A 16,994-nucleotide genomic window follows, 5' to 3' on the forward strand; every position below is an offset into this window, starting at 1 on the left:
AGAATGGTAGCAGTACCATTCAGTGCCATTTAATTAACTCTTATGAGTTGATTGATTGGTATCTACTTTAGTATTCAATATTAACTTCTGGCGAAGTTAAACTGTCACAAAACAAAGACCCGTTTGGGTTGTATGGTTAAGTGACTAAGCGTACACGGTGGATGCCTTGGCAGTTGGAGGCGATGAAGGACGTATTAACTTGCGATAAGCCTAGTCAAGCTAGTAAAAAGCGCTTGAGACTAGGATTTCCGAATGGGGAAACCCACCTGCTTGCAGGTATCGTTAACTGAATACATAGGTTAACGAGGCGAACGCGGAGAACTGAAACATCTAAGTACCCGTAGGAAAAGAAATCAACCGAGATTCCGAAAGTAGCGGCGAGCGAAATCGGAACAGCCCTTAAGCTTATTATGTGTTAATGGAAGGCTCTGGAAAGTGCCACGATACAGGGTGATAGTCCCGTACATGAAAAGACATTTTAAGTGAAATCGAGTAGGTCGGAGCACGTGAAACTTTGACTGAATATAGGTGGACCATCATCTAAGGCTAAATACTCCCAACTGACCGATAGTGAACCAGTACCGTGAGGGAAAGGCGAAAAGAACCCCTGTGAGGGGAGTGAAATAGAACCTGAAACCGTGTACGTACAAGCAGTAGGAGCCCACTTGTTGGGTGACTGCGTACCTTTTGTATAATGGGTCAGCGACTTATATTTTGTAGCGAGGTTAACCGAATAGGGTAGCCGTAGGGAAACCGAGTCTTAACTGGGCGAATAGTTGCAAGGTATAGACCCGAAACCCGGTGATCTAGCCATGGGCAGGTTGAAGGTTGAGTAACATCAACTGGAGGACCGAACCCACTAACGTTGAAAAGTTAGGGGATGACCTGTGGTTAGGAGTGAAAGGCTAATCAAACCGGGAGATAGCTGGTTCTCCCCGAAATCTATTTAGGTAGAGCCTCGGACGAATACTTACGGGGGTAGAGCACTGTTAAGGCTAGGGGGTCATCCCGACTTACCAACCCTTTGCAAACTCCGAATACCGTAAAGTAATATCCGGGAGACACACGGCGGGTGCTAACGTCCGTCGTGAAGAGGGAAACAACCCAGACCGCCAGCTAAGGTCCCAAAGTCATAGTTAAGTGGGAAACGATGTGGAAAGGCCCAGACAGCCAGGAGGTTGGCTTAGAAGCAGCCATCCTTTAAAGAAAGCGTAATAGCTCACTGGTCGAGTCGGTCTGCGCGGAAGATGTAACGGGGCTAAACTATGCACCGAAGCTGCGGATTCAGAATTTATTCTGAGTGGTAGGGGAGCGTTCTGTAAGCGGTTGAAGGTGTACCGGGAGGTATGCTGGACGTATCAGAAGTGCGAATGCTGACATGAGTAACGATAATGCGGGTGAAAAACCCGCACGCCGGAAGACCAAGGGTTCCTATCCCATGTTAATCAGGGTAGGGTAAGTCGACCCCTAAGGCGAGGCCGAAAGGCGTAGTCGATGGGAAACGGATTAATATTTCCGTACTTGGTATAATTGCGATGGGGGGACGGAGCAGGCTAAGCAAGCATGGCGATGGTAGTCCATGTGAAAGTGTGTAGGCTAGTGACTTAGGTAAATCCGGGTTGCTGTTAGGCTGAGACACGAGACGAGTCACTACGGTGATGAAGTTGCTGATGCCATACTTCCAGGAAAAGCCTCTAAGCTTCAGATTATACCGAATCGTACCCCAAACCGACACAGGTGGTCAGGTAGAGAATACTAAGGCGCTTGAGAGAACTCGGGTGAAGGAACTAGGCAAAATCGTACCGTAACTTCGGGAGAAGGTACGCTCCGATTGGTGATGAGACTTGCTCTCTAAGCTGATTGGAGCCGCAGTGACCAGGTGGCTGGGACTGTTTATTAAAAACACAGCACTGTGCAAAATCGCAAGATGACGTATACGGTGTGACACCTGCCCGGTGCCGGAAGGTTAATTGATGGGGTTATCTTCGGAGAAGCTCTTGATCGAAGCCCCGGTAAACGGCGGCCGTAACTATAACGGTCCTAAGGTAGCGAAATTCCTTGTCGGGTAAGTTCCGACCTGCACGAATGGTGTAACCATGGCCACGCTGTCTCCACCCGAGACTCAGTGAAATTGAAATCGCAGTGAAGATGCTGTGTACCCGCGGCTAGACGGAAAGACCCCGTGAACCTTTACTACAGCTTGGCACTGAACATTGAACCTACATGTGTAGGATAGGTGGGAGACTTAGAAGCAGAGACGCTAGTTTTTGTGGAGTCGTCCTTGAAATACCACCCTTGTAGTTTTGATGTTCTAACGTTGGCCCCTGAATCGGGGTTACGGACAGTGCCTGGTGGGTAGTTTGACTGGGGCGGTCTCCTCCCAAAGAGTAACGGAGGAGCACGAAGGTTGGCTAAGTACGGTCGGACATCGTACGGTTAGTGTAATGGTAGAAGCCAGCTTAACTGCGAGACAGACACGTCGAGCAGGTACGAAAGTAGGTCATAGTGATCCGGTGGTTCTGAATGGAAGGGCCATCGCTCAACGGATAAAAGGTACTCCGGGGATAACAGGCTGATACCGCCCAAGAGTTCATATCGACGGCGGTGTTTGGCACCTCGATGTCGGCTCATCACATCCTGGGGCTGAAGTCGGTCCCAAGGGTATGGCTGTTCGCCATTTAAAGTGGTACGCGAGCTGGGTTTAGAACGTCGTGAGACAGTTCGGTCCCTATCTGCCGTGGGCGTTTGAGAATTGAGAGGGGTTGCTCCTAGTACGAGAGGACCGGAGTGAACGAACCGCTGGTGTTCGGGTTGTCATGCCAATGGCATTGCCCGGTAGCTACGTTCGGAACTGATAAGCGCTGAAAGCATCTAAGCGCGAAGCAGGCCTCGAGATGAGTTCTCACTAGACTTTTAAAGTCTCTGAAGGGCCGTTGAAGACTACAACGTTGATAGGCAAGATGTGGAAGTGGTGTGAGCCATTAAGCTAACTTGTACTAATTACCCGTGAGGCTTAACCATACAACGCCAAACGCGTTTTATGCGACAGTTTAGACAGAAGTTAATATAACTAAAGTAGATATTACTTAAGAAAGACTTAAAAAATATTATCAGATATTTTCCAAATTCAGTTAGTGCGTAGCGATACGAATTAACGCCCTAATTTGCTTGGTGACAATAGCGTTTTGGACCCACCTGACTCCATGCCGAACTCAGTAGTGAAACGAAACAGCGCCGATGATAGTGTAGCATTTGCTATGTGAAAGTAGGACATTACCAGGCTTCAAATCGTAGAGAGCCCGACTAGAAATAGTCGGGCTTTTTTACGTTTGCAGAAAAATGAAATATGCGCAATTAATATACACTCATACCAACACCATCGAGTAGGGCGGAAAAATAGATCACTTAATTAAGCTAATTGGTATAAAAATAAAATTGTGAACTACCGAATTTACGTTTTCGGTTTGTGTAAGCAGTTGTTTAGGTGAAGTATTAAACAGAATTTATAAATTAGTTTGATTAGTTCATTATAACTCGTTAACTAACCACAGACTTAGCTTGTTTATGAGGGCAATGAATACTAATATGATTTCATGATCTTATAACTAAATCTATTGGCTTAGTTGTTTTAAAATTACTACCAATAATGATTGTGAGCTGTAACTTAAATGCCTTATGAAACATTTGTAGATGACTCTGCATCGCTAGTTGAATTTACCCGAGTTTACTTAGCTATTTTTTATACTTTTGTTGCCGGATTTTATACATTTAGAATTATTTATAAAAATCGAAATACACCATCAGGCGTTATTTATCCCGGTGATAAATTTTGTACTAGTTGGTGGAACCATATGGTTTTTAAATTTTTCAGGGCTGCTATTTGGTTTGTATGTGTAATTAGAGTGTTTGTACCTGAGTTAGATAGCTATCTTGGGCTATTCCCAATACTCAATGGCTGGCCAGGCGTATTATTTGGCGATGTATTATTGACCGCAGGCTTTATTTTAACGATGTTTGTACATTTTCATATGGCAGCCCTTTGGCGTTCAGGAATTGATCCTAAGGGACCACATGAACTTAAAACATCAGGATTATATGAATACTCTAGGAATCCGATGTATTTAGGCGTTGTAGCTGCACAGGTGGGGTTCTTTTTAGCCTTACCTAGTATATTTAGTTTGACCTGTTTAGTTATTGGTTTTACAGCTATATATAGACAAACATTAGTTGAGGAGGCTCATTTAGCCCATCGTTTTTCTACAGAATATAAAGAGTATAAACAACTAGTCCCTCGCTGGTTATAGCTTGGGATTGAGCTTTAAATACATGGATTTTTAAGGCAAGAGTAAAGAAGTGTTCTGTATTGGCTTGCTAAAATCTAGCACGATAGACATAAATCAGATCACTTTTTTTTGTTTTATACCAATTCGCTTAATTAAGTGATCTATTTTGAGGATGGAAAACGTGTTGATAGCTAGGCAAAAAAATTGCTATTTAGTTGTTCTCGGCAATTGCTCCTGCATTGCTCTACCTTCTGCATCCATGCAGTCGTAAATGAGAATTTTTTAACACAGGTAGCGACCCGTTTAGCCCCGCAAAATGATTAAGTATTATTGCGGATTGGTATTATATACTTTTCCATAAACTCTTGTTTAGTAATTGCCTTTGAAAAAATGTAGCCTTGAATATAATCACAAGCAAGCTGCTTTAATAGGTCATACTGTTTTTGTGTCTCAACTCCTTCAGCAACCACCATTACGTCTAGATTGTGAGCCATAGTGATAATAGCTTTCACGAGAGCAATACTATTATCGTTTGATTCTATATCGTTGATAAATGAGCGATCTATTTTTAAAATATCTATATCTAAGCGTTGTAAATACGCCAAAGAAGAATAACCAACACCAAAGTCGTCAATCGCAATATCTATATTAATAGTGCTTAAGCGTTTTAATTGTCGTTGTATTGACGAGTCGGGATCCATTAAAGTATTTTCAGTGACTTCAATTAAAATTGTGTTTGCAGGTAGTTGATACTTTTTACTTGCTACAATCCATTCATCCACCCAGCAACCAGCACGGTCAATTTCAAGAGGTGATGTATTCACACTGACTTGAATTGCCTTTTCACTTAAAACATTGAATTGGACGGTATCTTGAATTGCTTGAGATTTTACCCATTGGCCGATATTGTTTATTAATCCGTTTTTTTCAGCGACAGGTATAAATTCATTTGGCCCTATTAGGCCTCGTTCAGGGTGATTCCAACGAATTAGAGCTTCAGCTTTTGGTACTGATTTCCCGTCAATTGAAAATATAGGTTGGTAAAATAATTCAAATTGGTTTTTAACAATTGCAGTGCGTATCTCCTCTATTAGACGACGCTTTTCTGTGGCTTTTTCTTCTATAGCATAAGAGAAAAATTCATAGCGATTCCGCCCTTTATTTTTAGATAAATACATTGCTTGGTCAGCGCGTCTAACGAGCTCTTCTACTGTTAAACCATCAGCAGGGAAAAATGTTAAACCTATGCTTGCAGTAACATAGACTGTCTCTTTTTTTACTTTAATGCTCTGCATTAAGCTGCTTTTTACAGCTTCGGCAATTTTTGATGCTTCATCCGGGCTATTTACACCCTCTAAAATTAATGTAAATTCGTCACCACCTAAACGTGCGACTGTATCTTTAGTCGTTATACAACTTTGCAGTCTTGTGGCTACTTGGTGTAAGAGTAAATCACCGTAGTCGTGACCTAGGCTGTCATTTACTTCTTTAAAGCCATCCAAATCTATGAATATAAGGGCGAACTTCATTCCCTTAATACTTACTAAGCTTTGTAGTTTTTCGTAAAAATAACGCCTGTTCGGTAAGTCGGTTAATCCATCTTGGTAGGCATACTGTTGCAACTGAATATTCGCATTTTCAAGTTCATTAGTACGCAGTCTAACTTGGTTTTCTAATGAATTTTCTCTTTGCTCAATGTTGTATAACATTGCATTAAAACAAGAGGTTAATTGTCCTACTTCATCTTGTGATAGCTGTTTAGCGCGTAAGCTATAATCGTGTGATGTAGTTATTTTATTTGCTGTTTGAGCTAGATATAAAATAGGGTTTAAAAAGCGACGCCTTAATAAAAGAGATAAAATTAGGCTGATGGCAAAGGTGAATACCATCAAAATCATTATAAATTTAAAGTAAAAAGTAATTCTGTCTTGAATGTAGCTGTTGTTAGCGCGTATTTTTAATATACCGTAATCATGCATATCGAGCTGAAGGGGTGTACTTACTTCAATACTTTGCTCCATATCTTCATCTTCGGATTGCGCAATAACAAGTTCCTCACCAGTCATACTTGTTACCATTATACTAATAACATCTGAACGTATAAGTATTGGGTTTATAAGCTCTTGCACTGCATCTAAATCATCAAACATAAGTGCTGTAGTTATATTCGGTGAAAGCATTTTTGACAGAGAGCCCAAGCTTTCTATTTGTTCCTCTTTAGCGCTAGTGATTTCATAAGCACTAAATACAATGGTTACTGTCGCGGTTGATACAAGTGCAACACTCATTAAGATTAATAGTAATTTTTTGCTCATCGTATTTAATGCAAATAGTTTTTTCATTGCACTACCTATCTACAACGCGGGCAAGGCGTAGCACTTTTGAGCTCATAGTAATGCCTGCATCTTTAAGCTGTTTCGGAGCAATTTCAAAGCGAATTTTACCACTGGAAAGAAAAAACCTAATATGACCGCCATTTTCAATAAATGTGTCTGTTTCACCAATGAGCATAACGTTTTTCAGCTCTAAAGGTGTTACGTTTTGCCATTCGATAAATGTATCAGAGGTAATAAATAGCATGTTACACGCCGAGGTTGTTACTTCATCAAGAGTGATTAATTTATTGTATAGAGGTAAGTTTTTTATAGTGCGACTTTTTAAAGCGTTGTTAGCCGCATCAATAAAGTATTTATCAGGGCTACAAATAATAAATTCATTAAGAGATTCTAAATGATAATCCCAGTGTCCAAAACGTGCAAAGTTATATAAGAAGCCTGCTTTTAGCATGTATTCTTTTTCAACAGCACAAACGCTGGCACTAAAAAGTGTCAACGTTATTAAGCTACTGTGAATAAAACTTCTTAATTTAATCATCTAATTAACTTAGAAATTTGCTGAAATTGTAAATGTAATACATTCATCAATATAGTTTGGTAATGTATAGGTTTCGCGCGTATTATTGTACTCAATATGTGAACCTGCAAAGAGGTTTCTACCCGAAATTGCAGTAGACCACACAGGTGTTGCTTGCCAATTCCAACTAACATCTAACGTTGTGTAATTATCAGTGTTATATGCATTTGAGTTTATTGCGCGCAATGTCGCAAACACATTATGGTTGGTTAAAAAAGAATAATCGGCTTTTGCAAATAACTGCCTGTTTTTAGAGTCATAGCCGATTGCGGGCTCTACTCGAGGAGGTAAATCGTAGTTATAATCGGTGTAACTATAACCAAACTCAGTATTGAGATTATCAACAGGTTGCCACGATACAACTAGGTCGAACCCTTTAGTGGTCGTGTCTGCTACAGATGCAAAGTCTAAATCTATGCGAGTCATTGTTAGTGCTTGAAATACTTCTGGGATTCTCCCTGCTAGAAATAATTCAAGTATAGGAGTGAATTGTTCAGCATGTGTATTCATATCAATAACCGCTACGTTATTAGCATCGGTATAATAAGTAGAAAGATCCAATGACCAATCGTTAGCAGTAAAACGGTAGCCTAATTCATAAGATAGATAGTTTTCTGATTTAACTTTGTCGTTACCATTTAGGTAGGTTGCAATTCGGTATTCGTCTATTTGTCCAAAGCCAGAGCTTAAACCGGTAAGATCTTTAATTTCTGTACCATTAACTTTAAAGTTGTCGTTAAATTCAATCAATGTTGGTGTACGTACACTTCGCGATATAGCACCCCAAGTAAGGTGGTTATCTACTGGTTTGTATATAAGTCTTGCTGACGGTTGATTTTCCCAGCCAGTTAAATCGTTATGATCAAGCTTAGTACCAATAATAAAATCGAGTGTATCAGGCGTCACATTGTATTGAGCTTGAACAAGTGCACCAAACTGTTTGAGGTTATCAAAGTTTTTATCGCTATCTAAAAATACACTTTCTGCGAAAGAGATAGAGTTATACCGGTAGTTTAATCCCCAATCTAGCTGTAGAGATTGGTATATGAAGTTCATTTGATAATCAATATCTATCGATTCAAAATCTTCTTTAATATAATCTTGGGAACCATTTTGTTTCAGCCAAGAAATTTGTAGCATTTGATTGGCATCGGGCGACACTCTGTTTTCAAGGCGTGCCATTATGCGTGAGTCTGTTCGCTTTAAATCATCTGAGAATGAAATGTTTTCGTTGGTTTTATCTATAACACCTCGGTAGTTTTGACCAAGTGTTGAGTGAGTAACGTCCCCCTATAGTAGCGCAGACCACTCATCATTAGGGGTAAAGTCAGCCCGAAAACCTAAAGAATTTTGTTTAGTTGTATCGTTAGGTGCGAGTAAGATCCCTTTTTTTGATTCATTCGCATCTTTTACATGACCATACACACGGTAGCTGCCTATGTTACTTATATCACCACCGTAACGAAGATTTGCATCAACATTTATTTGATTACCAGTTGTTACGTTTGCGTACCCACCGCGAGTATCAATACTGTTTTTAGTAATGATATTAATCACGCCATTATTTGCGTTACTACCCCAAAGTAATCCGCCTTGTCCGCGAATTACTTCAATGCGCTCAATGTCATACAAAGGAACGTTGAGTGTTTCCCAATAAACTGCAGCAAATTTTGGGGTATATAAGCTTTGTCCGTCAATCATAACCAATAGTTTGCTAGAAAATCGAGAGGCAATACCTCTTGATGAAATAGCCCATTGATTGTTATCGAGCTGACGTACAATTAAACCAGGCACCATTTTCAGTGCTTCAGGTACTGATGTAGCACCAGAGTTAGTAATTTGTTCTTTACTTAATACATAAATAGATGAAGCGGTATCAAATGCTGATTGCGCTCTTTTCATCGCAGAAGTTGCTTGTACATCCATGCCCATTAAAGCATCAAGATCGAGGTCTTCATCTTCAAACGGCTCGGCCGTTAAGAGAGGGCAAACAAAAAGTAATGGCCAAAACAAACGTTGTGATATTTTCACCCAAAAGTCTCCTGCGCAATCAAAAAATCAAAAACAGTCTTTGTTTTTGTAACACATGTGATATCACACAATATTAACATACATTAACAGTGTAAAAGCATAAATGAGATTAAATCAAGGTAGCTAATTTTGTAGTAGTTAAAAGGTCTAATTTCGCCCAATTGAACTGTAAAAATATAGTTAAATGAACTTTATAAGTATATTTATTAAAGAGTCAGTAAAATGTAAATAACTGATAAATATATGTTTATATACAACTTAAAATTTAGTCTATTTCAGAATAACTTCAAAGTATTTACGGTTATTAAATATTTAATCTTAACTTTTTCGTGTCATGCTTCTCAAAGCAATATTAATTATATGGGCACAATTTATACCTAGCCCTGTGTTATCTGCGATTGTGGTTTAATTATCTTTGCTTTTGTTAAAGCTATATAGAATACTTAAATTTGCTTGGTTTTGCTTTAAAGGCACCAAAGTATGATAAAAAATGAATTAATTAATGTAGAAGAAGTACTCGATTTAATGCTTGATGCCGTTTGTGTGGTAGATAAACAAGGCACATTTGTTTTTGTAAGCGCAGCATTTGAGCAAATTTTTGGTTATATGGCCGACGAAGTTGTAGGCAAAAAGATGATTAACTATGTTTACGAAGGTGATCATTACAAAACGCATAACGCCGTAACTTCGCTATTGTCTGGCGAAACGGTAAACCCTCGCTTCGAAAACCGCTGGATGAGAAAAGATGGTCAATTAGTCCATATATTATGGTCTGTTCGTTGGTCAGAGCAACATCAAGTAAGAATTGCAGTAGCGCACGATATAACTGAGCGAAAAGTAATGGAAGAGCAGCTCCATTACATGGCTCGGCACGATGTGTTAACTGGTTTGCCTAATCGCTCTTTATTGATGGAGCGATTAGAAAAAGTAATTATTAGTGCAACTACAAACAACACATTTTTTTCTTTACTGTTTATAGACATAAATGGCTTTAAAGCAGTAAACGACACCTACGGACACGAAACTGGCGATAAGCTTTTATGTGCTATAGCAAAAAGGCTTTCAGCGTCGGTTAGGCATTACGACACAGTAGGGCGTTTAGGTGGAGACGAATTTTTAATTATTTTAGATAATTTAAGTTCTAGCCACGAAACCGTCAGAATAAAAAATAAAGTCCTCACTGAGTTTAAAGCTGTCTTTAAGTTAGATGACGTACTACTAAATATTTCCCCCAGTATTGGCATTGCAAACTACCCAGAGCACGGCCAAACAGATCACGAACTTATAAAATATGCTGATCAAGCTATGTACAAAAATAAACAACAAGGCTTAGATAACGTAACCTATTTACCTTAAAAAATTATGCTGAACTACCACCTTAGACAGCTCATCTTCACAACGCCCTTAACTACAATACATTACTTACCGCCACATTTTTAATAGCGGTTTTCCAGCGCTGCGTTAAAAATCTATAAATGCTCTTACAGCAGTTTGTAGGTAGTTCCTTGATAAATAAACTGCACAAGTTATGTCTGGGTGATAATGAAGGTAATTACCGTATAGGCAGTAATACATTTTTTACTAATGATGCAGGCGAAAGCAAAGTTTCGGTCACTGATTACGCAACAGCAATGGTTGATGTAGCGCAAAATGCAGCGCACGTAAATCAGCATATTAGTATTGCCTACTAATATGGTTACTAATCAAAAGCGTTTGATTATTTTGATATAACAATACTGGCTCACAAGGCTAAAATAATTTAATCTGAGCGTATTAATTCTTATTAAATTATTTGCCTTATGAGCCTTCTTTTTTCTCTTGCGTTAGCAAGCCTTCCCGCTTTACCTGAGCCTGTTGCAAATAATGCTGTGGCTAAAGTTATTGTAAAAAACCAGCCCTACTTTTTAAGCTTTATGGGGCTGGGGCGCGATAAACAATACTCGTCAGTGCATAACAAAGTGTGGACGCTTAAAGTTGGCGATTCACAGTGGCAATCTAAAACTGGTGTGCCTTCAAGCTTGCCATTAAAAGGGCGCTTAGCAAGCACCGCAGTCGGCTTAGGCGAGTACGCTTATGTGTTTGGCGGTTATACGGTAGCAGAGGATCATACTGAAGTTTCAAGCCCCGACGTATATAGGTACGACGTAATAAAAGATACCTACACTCATCTTGCGAGTATGCCAGTACCCGTAGACGATAGCGTAGCGCTGAGCTACAAAGCGCGTTACATTTATCTAATTAGCGGTTGGCATAACGACGGCAACGTAAACTTAGTACAAGTATACGACACGCAAAATAATACATGGCAACAAGCCTCGCCATTTTTAGGTGAGCCTGTATTTGGCCAAGCCGCTGCTATTAGTGGTAACACCATTGTTATTTGTGATGGCGTTAAAACACAAGCTAATCCTGATTCGCGTCGCTCGTTTGCAGGTGTAGCACAGTGCTTAAAAGGCACAATAGATTCAACTAATCCACAAAAAATAGATTGGCGTATGTTGCCACATCCAACAGGCACTGCTCACTACCGAATGGCAGCCACCAGCTATAATGGCAATATTTATATGATGGCAGGCTCTGTTAACCCATATAACTACAGCGCAATAGGTTACGACGGCAAACCTGCACCAGCAAGTGACCATGTTTGGCGCTTTAGTATCGAAAAAAACAAATGGCAGATTTTATCCCCAGTTGAAGTAAAGAGCATGGATCATCGTGGCTTACTTGAGCACAGTGGGGTTTTATATCGAATTGGCGGCATAGATAATAATCAGCAAGTAAGCGCTAACGTGCTCGGTTACGAGGTTGAAAAGTGAACACTCTTTACATTACAGGAGCGGGAGTCAGCGCAGCCAGTGGTATTCCCACCTTTAGAGGGGAGGATGGTTATTGGACCATTGGCAGTAAAAATTATACGCCTATGGAAATGGCAACGCGCGCAATGTATCAAAACGCCCCAAAAGAGTTTTTAGCATGGTATTACCATCGCTTTGCAACGTATCGCAACCATGGCCCAAACGACGTACACCATTGGCTAAGTGACAAAAACCTAATTACTCAAAACATAGATGGGCTTGATGGCAAAGCGGGTAACAAAAATTACATAGCGATACACGGCAGGCTTGATCAAATGACCTTATTTCATGAGCAAGGTGAGCCTGTCACGCCACTTGCCACCCCGTGGGATAGCGTAGACGAAAGCCGCCTGCAAGAGTCTCTTTTTGAGCTATTTAATATTCAAAACCAAACGCCTGAGCTAAACCATTCATTTAAGCCCTTTGTTTTATTATTTGACGAATACTACACCGAGCTTTACAGAATAACACAAGCACAACAGCGTATGCTCAACGCCGATAAAATTGTATTTATGGGCACCTCGTTTAGCGTTAATATTACGCAAATGGCAATTGAAATAGCCCGAAATTACGACATTCCTGTTGAAGTGGTTGACCCTGAACCTGCACATATTTTACACGCTAACGTCACATATAAAAAAATGAATGCATTAGATTACATTCAATCTAATTAATAAGTGCTATATTTTAAAGGGGTTGATAATGTTTTCTTAAATATTAAAATCTCTTTATATAATATTAACGAGTCAAAAATGTTATTATTATCCTGATTATAACAATACTAAAGAGATCTGAATGAGCGACTTAACTGCAATAGCAAACTTGTCCCTTTTACTTGTAGAGCCTTCAGAGGTTCAGCAAAAAATAATAATAAAATCGCTTTTAGAAAGTGGTGTAAAACAAGTTGAAACTGCATCTACACAAACACAAGCGCTTAGCTTATTAGCAAGTTATCACCCTGATCTAGTTATAAGCTCTATGTATTTATCTGACGGGACAGCCGACTCACTATTGCAAGAAATAAGATCAAACCCTATCACCGAGCATCAACCTTTTATGCTTATATCGAGCGAGCGTAATAAAAAATACCTTGAGCAATTACGCCAATCGGGTGTGCTGGCTATTTTGCCTAAGCCTTTTAGCGCAAAAGCCATTACCCGCGCACTCAAAGCAACCCTCGATATTATAAGCGAAGAAGAAGTAGAACTTGATCATTTTGACGTAACGTTGCTGCGAGTTTTAGTGGTAGACGACAGCCGCTTTGCGCGTAAACACATAATACGTGTACTTGCGGGTATGGGAATACCTGCACCAATAGAAGCTGAAAACGGTAAAGAAGCTATTGAGCACTTAAACAACCAACCGTTTGACTTAATAGTAACCGACTACAACATGCCAGAAATGGACGGGCGAGAACTAACAGAAGCCGTTAGAAGCTCAAATAGCTACTCACATATTCCTATTTTAATGGTGAGCTCAGAGGCAAACGACACTCACCTAGCTAATATTGCTCAAGCGGGAGTTGATGCTATTTGTGATAAACCGTTTGAACCGGCCACAGTGCGAGAATTACTGTATAAAATAATGTCTTAAAAGTAAGTACAAGCGTAGGACGGTTATTATTTGGCCTACGCTCATCTTTAAAATACATTTACTATTACCGTTTTCCTAATCTATAAATGAGTAATGCAGTTTTTTTAATGTTTTTATCAAGGCTGGTTAAATCGGCCGTTTCGTTTTTAGTGTGCGCGCCGCTGCCCATTAAACCTAAACCATCAAGTGCCATATCAACATGATTTGCCGCAAACGAAATATCAGCCGCACCTGCATTGCGTGGATTGGCGGCTACTACTTTGTTGAAGCCTAAATCATGGCTTGCGTCGCTGTATAATTCTAATAGCTTTTTATTGCCATCAGTTAATGCCATTGGCGGGTAACCGTCTTCAAAAATAAGCTCTGCTTTACTGCCATTTAGACTGTTGCTAGCAATAAGTTGCATTGATCTTTTTGCGTTTTCTAATTGTTTTGGTGAAAGTGCGCGTAAATCACCTGCTACATGCACGGTTTGTGCTATTACATTACTTTTACCAAACGCCGTTGCTGACGAATTAGCACTGTCGTAATCGGCATTTGTACCGCCCACAATAAGCCCCGGATTAAATGTTAAGTTAGGTTGCGTGGCAAGCTGCTCTCTAAAATCATTTAAAATACGTGATGCCTCGTAAATAGCGCCATAACCAACGTTTTCGCTAAATATTTGCGAAGAATGCGCCGCATTTGCCGTTACGTTTAGCGTCCAACCGGTATAACCACGGCGCGCCGCCATAGCGGTTTTTATATTGTTATCGCCATTTTCATAACCAAGCGCTACGTCAGCCCAAATTGCCGCATCAACAATAGCTTGTTTAGATAAGCTAAGCGGGCGACCGCTGCTTTCTTCATCGCCAGTCAGTAACACTTTTATGCTTACATTTTCGAGTAAATTAAGGGCTTGTAAGCTTTTAAGTGCAGTAATTATTACCGTGTTACCGCCTTTCATATCGGCAACGCCTGGGCCACTGGCTGTATCGGCATCAAGCTGTTTGTAGGTAGTAAAGTTATCGTTTTTGGCAAATACCGTATCTAGATGGCCGATCATCAGTATTTTTATTGCATCGGGGTCATTACTCTCATGGGTTGCTAATACATGACCTGCGCGGTTAAACGCACTTCCATCCAGCCATTCTACTTTAAAACCTATGGCTTTAAGCTGCTCGCTTGTCAGCGCACCTACTTTTTTTACACCTTCAATATTAAGCGAACCGCTATTAATATTTACGGCTTGCTCTATTTCTTCAAGTGCTTGGGGAATGTTTTTATCGACCTGTTTTACTATTTCACGCTCGTTTTTATCAAGCGCCGCATGGCTTGTAAGCGGTAAGGTACTAGCAAGTGTGAGGATAAGTGCATGGCTAAATTTTAAAAATGACATAACAGCATAATAAGTGAGAAATAAGAGTATTTAATATGAAGTAAAAATACACAGGATTCAATAGAAGTAGATTGTGATTTTTAACTAATTTTATAAGCAATAACGAGTTACAAGTTTAAGGGTTAAAGGATGAACGTGTTATTAGTTTAAACACAGGTACTTAAAATATAATCTTTTAACTAATAATCAAGCTGTATAACTAAACAACGATTTGTCTGGTATTACTGATCTCCACCATTTTGTTTTTTTGCTGCATTTAGAAAAGGTAAGGCGAAGCTAACTAACTGTTTACAGTTGTTTATTTTATAGCTAGGATAAAATCATTGTAATATAAAGACATTTGTCGGTTTGTAAAACGACAAATGTCGTAGACTAAATTGTTATGTTCAAAAAGGAATCGCATGTCTGAAGAATTAGCCGTGGAAATGGAATCGTCCAAAAGAGGAAAGCTATTAACTGTCGTCAGTCTATTTCTGGCATTTGGCTGTGTATCTTCTTTGGCAATGGCACCAAGTGAAATTGCCGCAAGTTTTGGTGTTGTCTATCAAGTCACGCTCGTAATTGCGGCGCTTATAACTGGAGCCGCAGCATTTGGTATTTGGCAAAACTGCAAATGGGGGGCTTACACATATATCACGCTTACTGTGGTCAACCAGCCATTGCTACTTATCATGGGCTGGTGGAATATCGGCGCACTTATTTTGCCAGGTATCATCGTGGCTATTCTCTTAACCAAGCTAAGTGCCATGAAATGAACATAACAAAACGGTCAATGATCGCCTGCGGCTGGACAACTTTAAGCGTGGCTTCGCCACAAAGTTGCCCATTACCTTGGCGTTATGCCCTTTAAGGAGTTCTAATTGTCAGAGGTAGTTGTTCTAGCTTGCTTGGTTACCCTTCCTACACTTATCCCCGTAATAGTTATTGCAGGAGTATTAGGGGCAGGCTCGTGGTGGTGTAAACGTTTCACTTCGGCACTAACTCTGAGTGCAGACAAAGGGCTTTCCAGCCAAGGATTGTTGTGGCTAAGTATTTTTTGCCCATTCCTTTATTTTATGACTTTAGGGTTTGTAGCTTGGCAGGGTTATGAAATATCAATAACTGGAGAGGGGTTAAATACATTTTTTTCGATTAGTAAAGTACCTCTAGCAATACTGTCTTTGGCTATTCCACTTTCTGTTCTGGTTTCAAGATTCCATGCGACGAAGCAAACTGCCGAACAAATCAAGATAACACGGCTAAAAAACAACCTTGACCTATTTAACTCCCACAGGAGTGAACTTTTCAGCTATTTCTCCCAAATAGGTGAAGTGAACTACTTCGACTGCTTTACTGCAAAATTTAAAGTCCACCCAAGAGTCCATAAGATTTTTTTCATAGGCTCCCCTGCTGATGGTACCCCTGTTCCCAATGAAGGCAGTTTCAAAGATATTGAAAGTGAGTTAAGTTTTGCCCGGCGGCAACTTGATGCTGTCATTACTGATAAAAGCCCGACACAGACATATGATTTTTATATCGCTAATTTATGCAGCACAATTTATCGCTTAAGCGAGAAACTTGGGCTCCCAGAAATTTATGAGACTCTCGCAGAAAAAAGCATATTGGTTCCTGTAGTGTTAAAAGGAGGCAGAAAGGAACTGCTTACTGTTGGCACAACAACAGAAGAAATAGTTTCTGCATACCGTTATGCCAAGGGGTATTATGAAAATTTGTGTGATTTTGCAGGCAGAGAGTCCGAAAAAGTCGAGGACGAATCTCTAAAGTATATTGATACTGGCGGAAAGTTTAGAGGCATTAAAGAGGTAAGTGTTATCGAAAACCTTCACCAAACAAAAATCAAAGAGGTCATCGCTAGTGATCAGGAGATAATAAACTAGACACCCATCTTAAATTTTTTTCATTCTATCCAGCGGCTGAGCTGGTTAATATAAAGTGGCCTTT

Annotated in this window: 11 protein-coding genes, 2 rRNA genes and 1 pseudogene; 10 read left to right on the forward strand and 4 right to left on the reverse strand. The window is 40.0% G+C overall.

Features of this window, described 5'->3' with window-relative positions:
- Positions 1 to 134 precede the first annotated feature (134 nt).
- The 3 genes from AC5NT5_RS17700 (at position 135) to AC5NT5_RS17710 (ending at position 4,304) form a co-directional block, all read left to right on the forward strand.
- Positions 135 to 3,021, forward strand: a 23S ribosomal RNA gene (locus tag AC5NT5_RS17700).
- A gap of 146 nt (positions 3,022 to 3,167) precedes the next feature.
- A 5S ribosomal RNA gene (gene rrf / locus AC5NT5_RS17705) occupies positions 3,168 to 3,282 on the forward strand.
- 386 nt (positions 3,283 to 3,668) lie between these two features.
- Positions 3,669 to 4,304: a methyltransferase family protein gene (locus tag AC5NT5_RS17710; RefSeq protein WP_182671906.1), complete on the forward strand. Its 636-nt coding sequence runs from the start codon at positions 3,669 to 3,671 to the stop codon at positions 4,302 to 4,304.
- 299 nt (positions 4,305 to 4,603) lie between these two features.
- On the opposite strand, the gene AC5NT5_RS17715 is transcribed toward AC5NT5_RS17710, so the two are convergent.
- From AC5NT5_RS17715 to AC5NT5_RS17725, 3 genes and pseudogenes are all read right to left on the reverse strand, one after another.
- Positions 4,604 to 6,625 (reverse strand): putative bifunctional diguanylate cyclase/phosphodiesterase, encoded by a 2,022-nt coding sequence (locus tag AC5NT5_RS17715; RefSeq protein WP_182681441.1) that lies wholly within the window; start codon positions 6,623 to 6,625, stop codon positions 4,604 to 4,606.
- A 4-nt stretch (positions 6,626 to 6,629) separates the two neighbouring features.
- Positions 6,630 to 7,157 carry a YfiR family protein gene (locus AC5NT5_RS17720; RefSeq protein ID WP_182674869.1) on the reverse strand — a complete coding sequence of 176 codons (528 nt, stop codon included), beginning with the start codon at positions 7,155 to 7,157 and terminating at the stop codon, positions 6,630 to 6,632.
- 9 nt (positions 7,158 to 7,166) lie between these two features.
- Positions 7,167 to 9,227, reverse strand: a pseudogene (locus AC5NT5_RS17725) (TonB-dependent receptor plug domain-containing protein).
- A gap of 480 nt (positions 9,228 to 9,707) precedes the next feature.
- Between AC5NT5_RS17725 and AC5NT5_RS17730 the strand changes: the two are divergent.
- From AC5NT5_RS17730 to AC5NT5_RS17750, 5 genes are all read left to right on the forward strand, one after another.
- Positions 9,708 to 10,583, forward strand: coding sequence for a diguanylate cyclase domain-containing protein (locus AC5NT5_RS17730; RefSeq protein ID WP_494513674.1), 876 nt, complete (start codon positions 9,708 to 9,710; stop codon positions 10,581 to 10,583).
- Positions 10,584 to 10,732: 149 nt separating this feature from the next.
- The gene (locus AC5NT5_RS17735) at positions 10,733 to 10,918 is read left to right on the forward strand and encodes an NAD(P)-dependent oxidoreductase (protein WP_024594980.1); all 186 of its coding nucleotides are present in this window, start codon (positions 10,733 to 10,735) and stop codon (positions 10,916 to 10,918) included.
- A gap of 108 nt (positions 10,919 to 11,026) precedes the next feature.
- Complete coding sequence (locus AC5NT5_RS17740; RefSeq protein ID WP_494513675.1) at positions 11,027 to 12,043, forward strand: Kelch repeat-containing protein; 1,017 nt, start codon at positions 11,027 to 11,029, stop codon at positions 12,041 to 12,043.
- A complete protein-coding gene (locus AC5NT5_RS17745) occupies positions 12,040 to 12,756 on the forward strand; it encodes an SIR2 family NAD-dependent protein deacylase (protein WP_024597449.1) in 717 nt (238 codons plus the stop codon). Before AC5NT5_RS17740 ends, AC5NT5_RS17745 begins: the two co-directional genes overlap by 4 nt.
- 121 nt (positions 12,757 to 12,877) lie before the next feature.
- Positions 12,878 to 13,675 (forward strand): response regulator, encoded by a 798-nt coding sequence (locus AC5NT5_RS17750; protein ID WP_182780027.1) that lies wholly within the window; start codon positions 12,878 to 12,880, stop codon positions 13,673 to 13,675.
- Between the two features lie 64 nt (positions 13,676 to 13,739).
- On the opposite strand, the gene AC5NT5_RS17755 is transcribed toward AC5NT5_RS17750, so the two are convergent.
- Positions 13,740 to 15,053: a M20/M25/M40 family metallo-hydrolase gene (locus AC5NT5_RS17755; protein ID WP_494513676.1), complete on the reverse strand. Its 1,314-nt coding sequence runs from the start codon at positions 15,051 to 15,053 to the stop codon at positions 13,740 to 13,742.
- A 401-nt stretch (positions 15,054 to 15,454) separates the two neighbouring features.
- Here AC5NT5_RS17755 and AC5NT5_RS17760 point away from each other — a divergent pair, with 401 nt between their 5' ends.
- Together AC5NT5_RS17760 and AC5NT5_RS17765 are read left to right on the forward strand one after the other, a co-directional pair.
- Positions 15,455 to 15,808, forward strand: a complete 354-nt coding sequence (locus AC5NT5_RS17760; protein ID WP_197184906.1) for a hypothetical protein — start codon at positions 15,455 to 15,457, stop codon at positions 15,806 to 15,808.
- 105 nt (positions 15,809 to 15,913) lie between these two features.
- Positions 15,914 to 16,930, forward strand: a complete 1,017-nt coding sequence (locus tag AC5NT5_RS17765; RefSeq protein WP_494513677.1) for a hypothetical protein — start codon at positions 15,914 to 15,916, stop codon at positions 16,928 to 16,930.
- Positions 16,931 to 16,994: the final 64 nt, after the last annotated feature.

This window comes from Pseudoalteromonas sp. J2K-J599, from assembly GCF_059295115.2.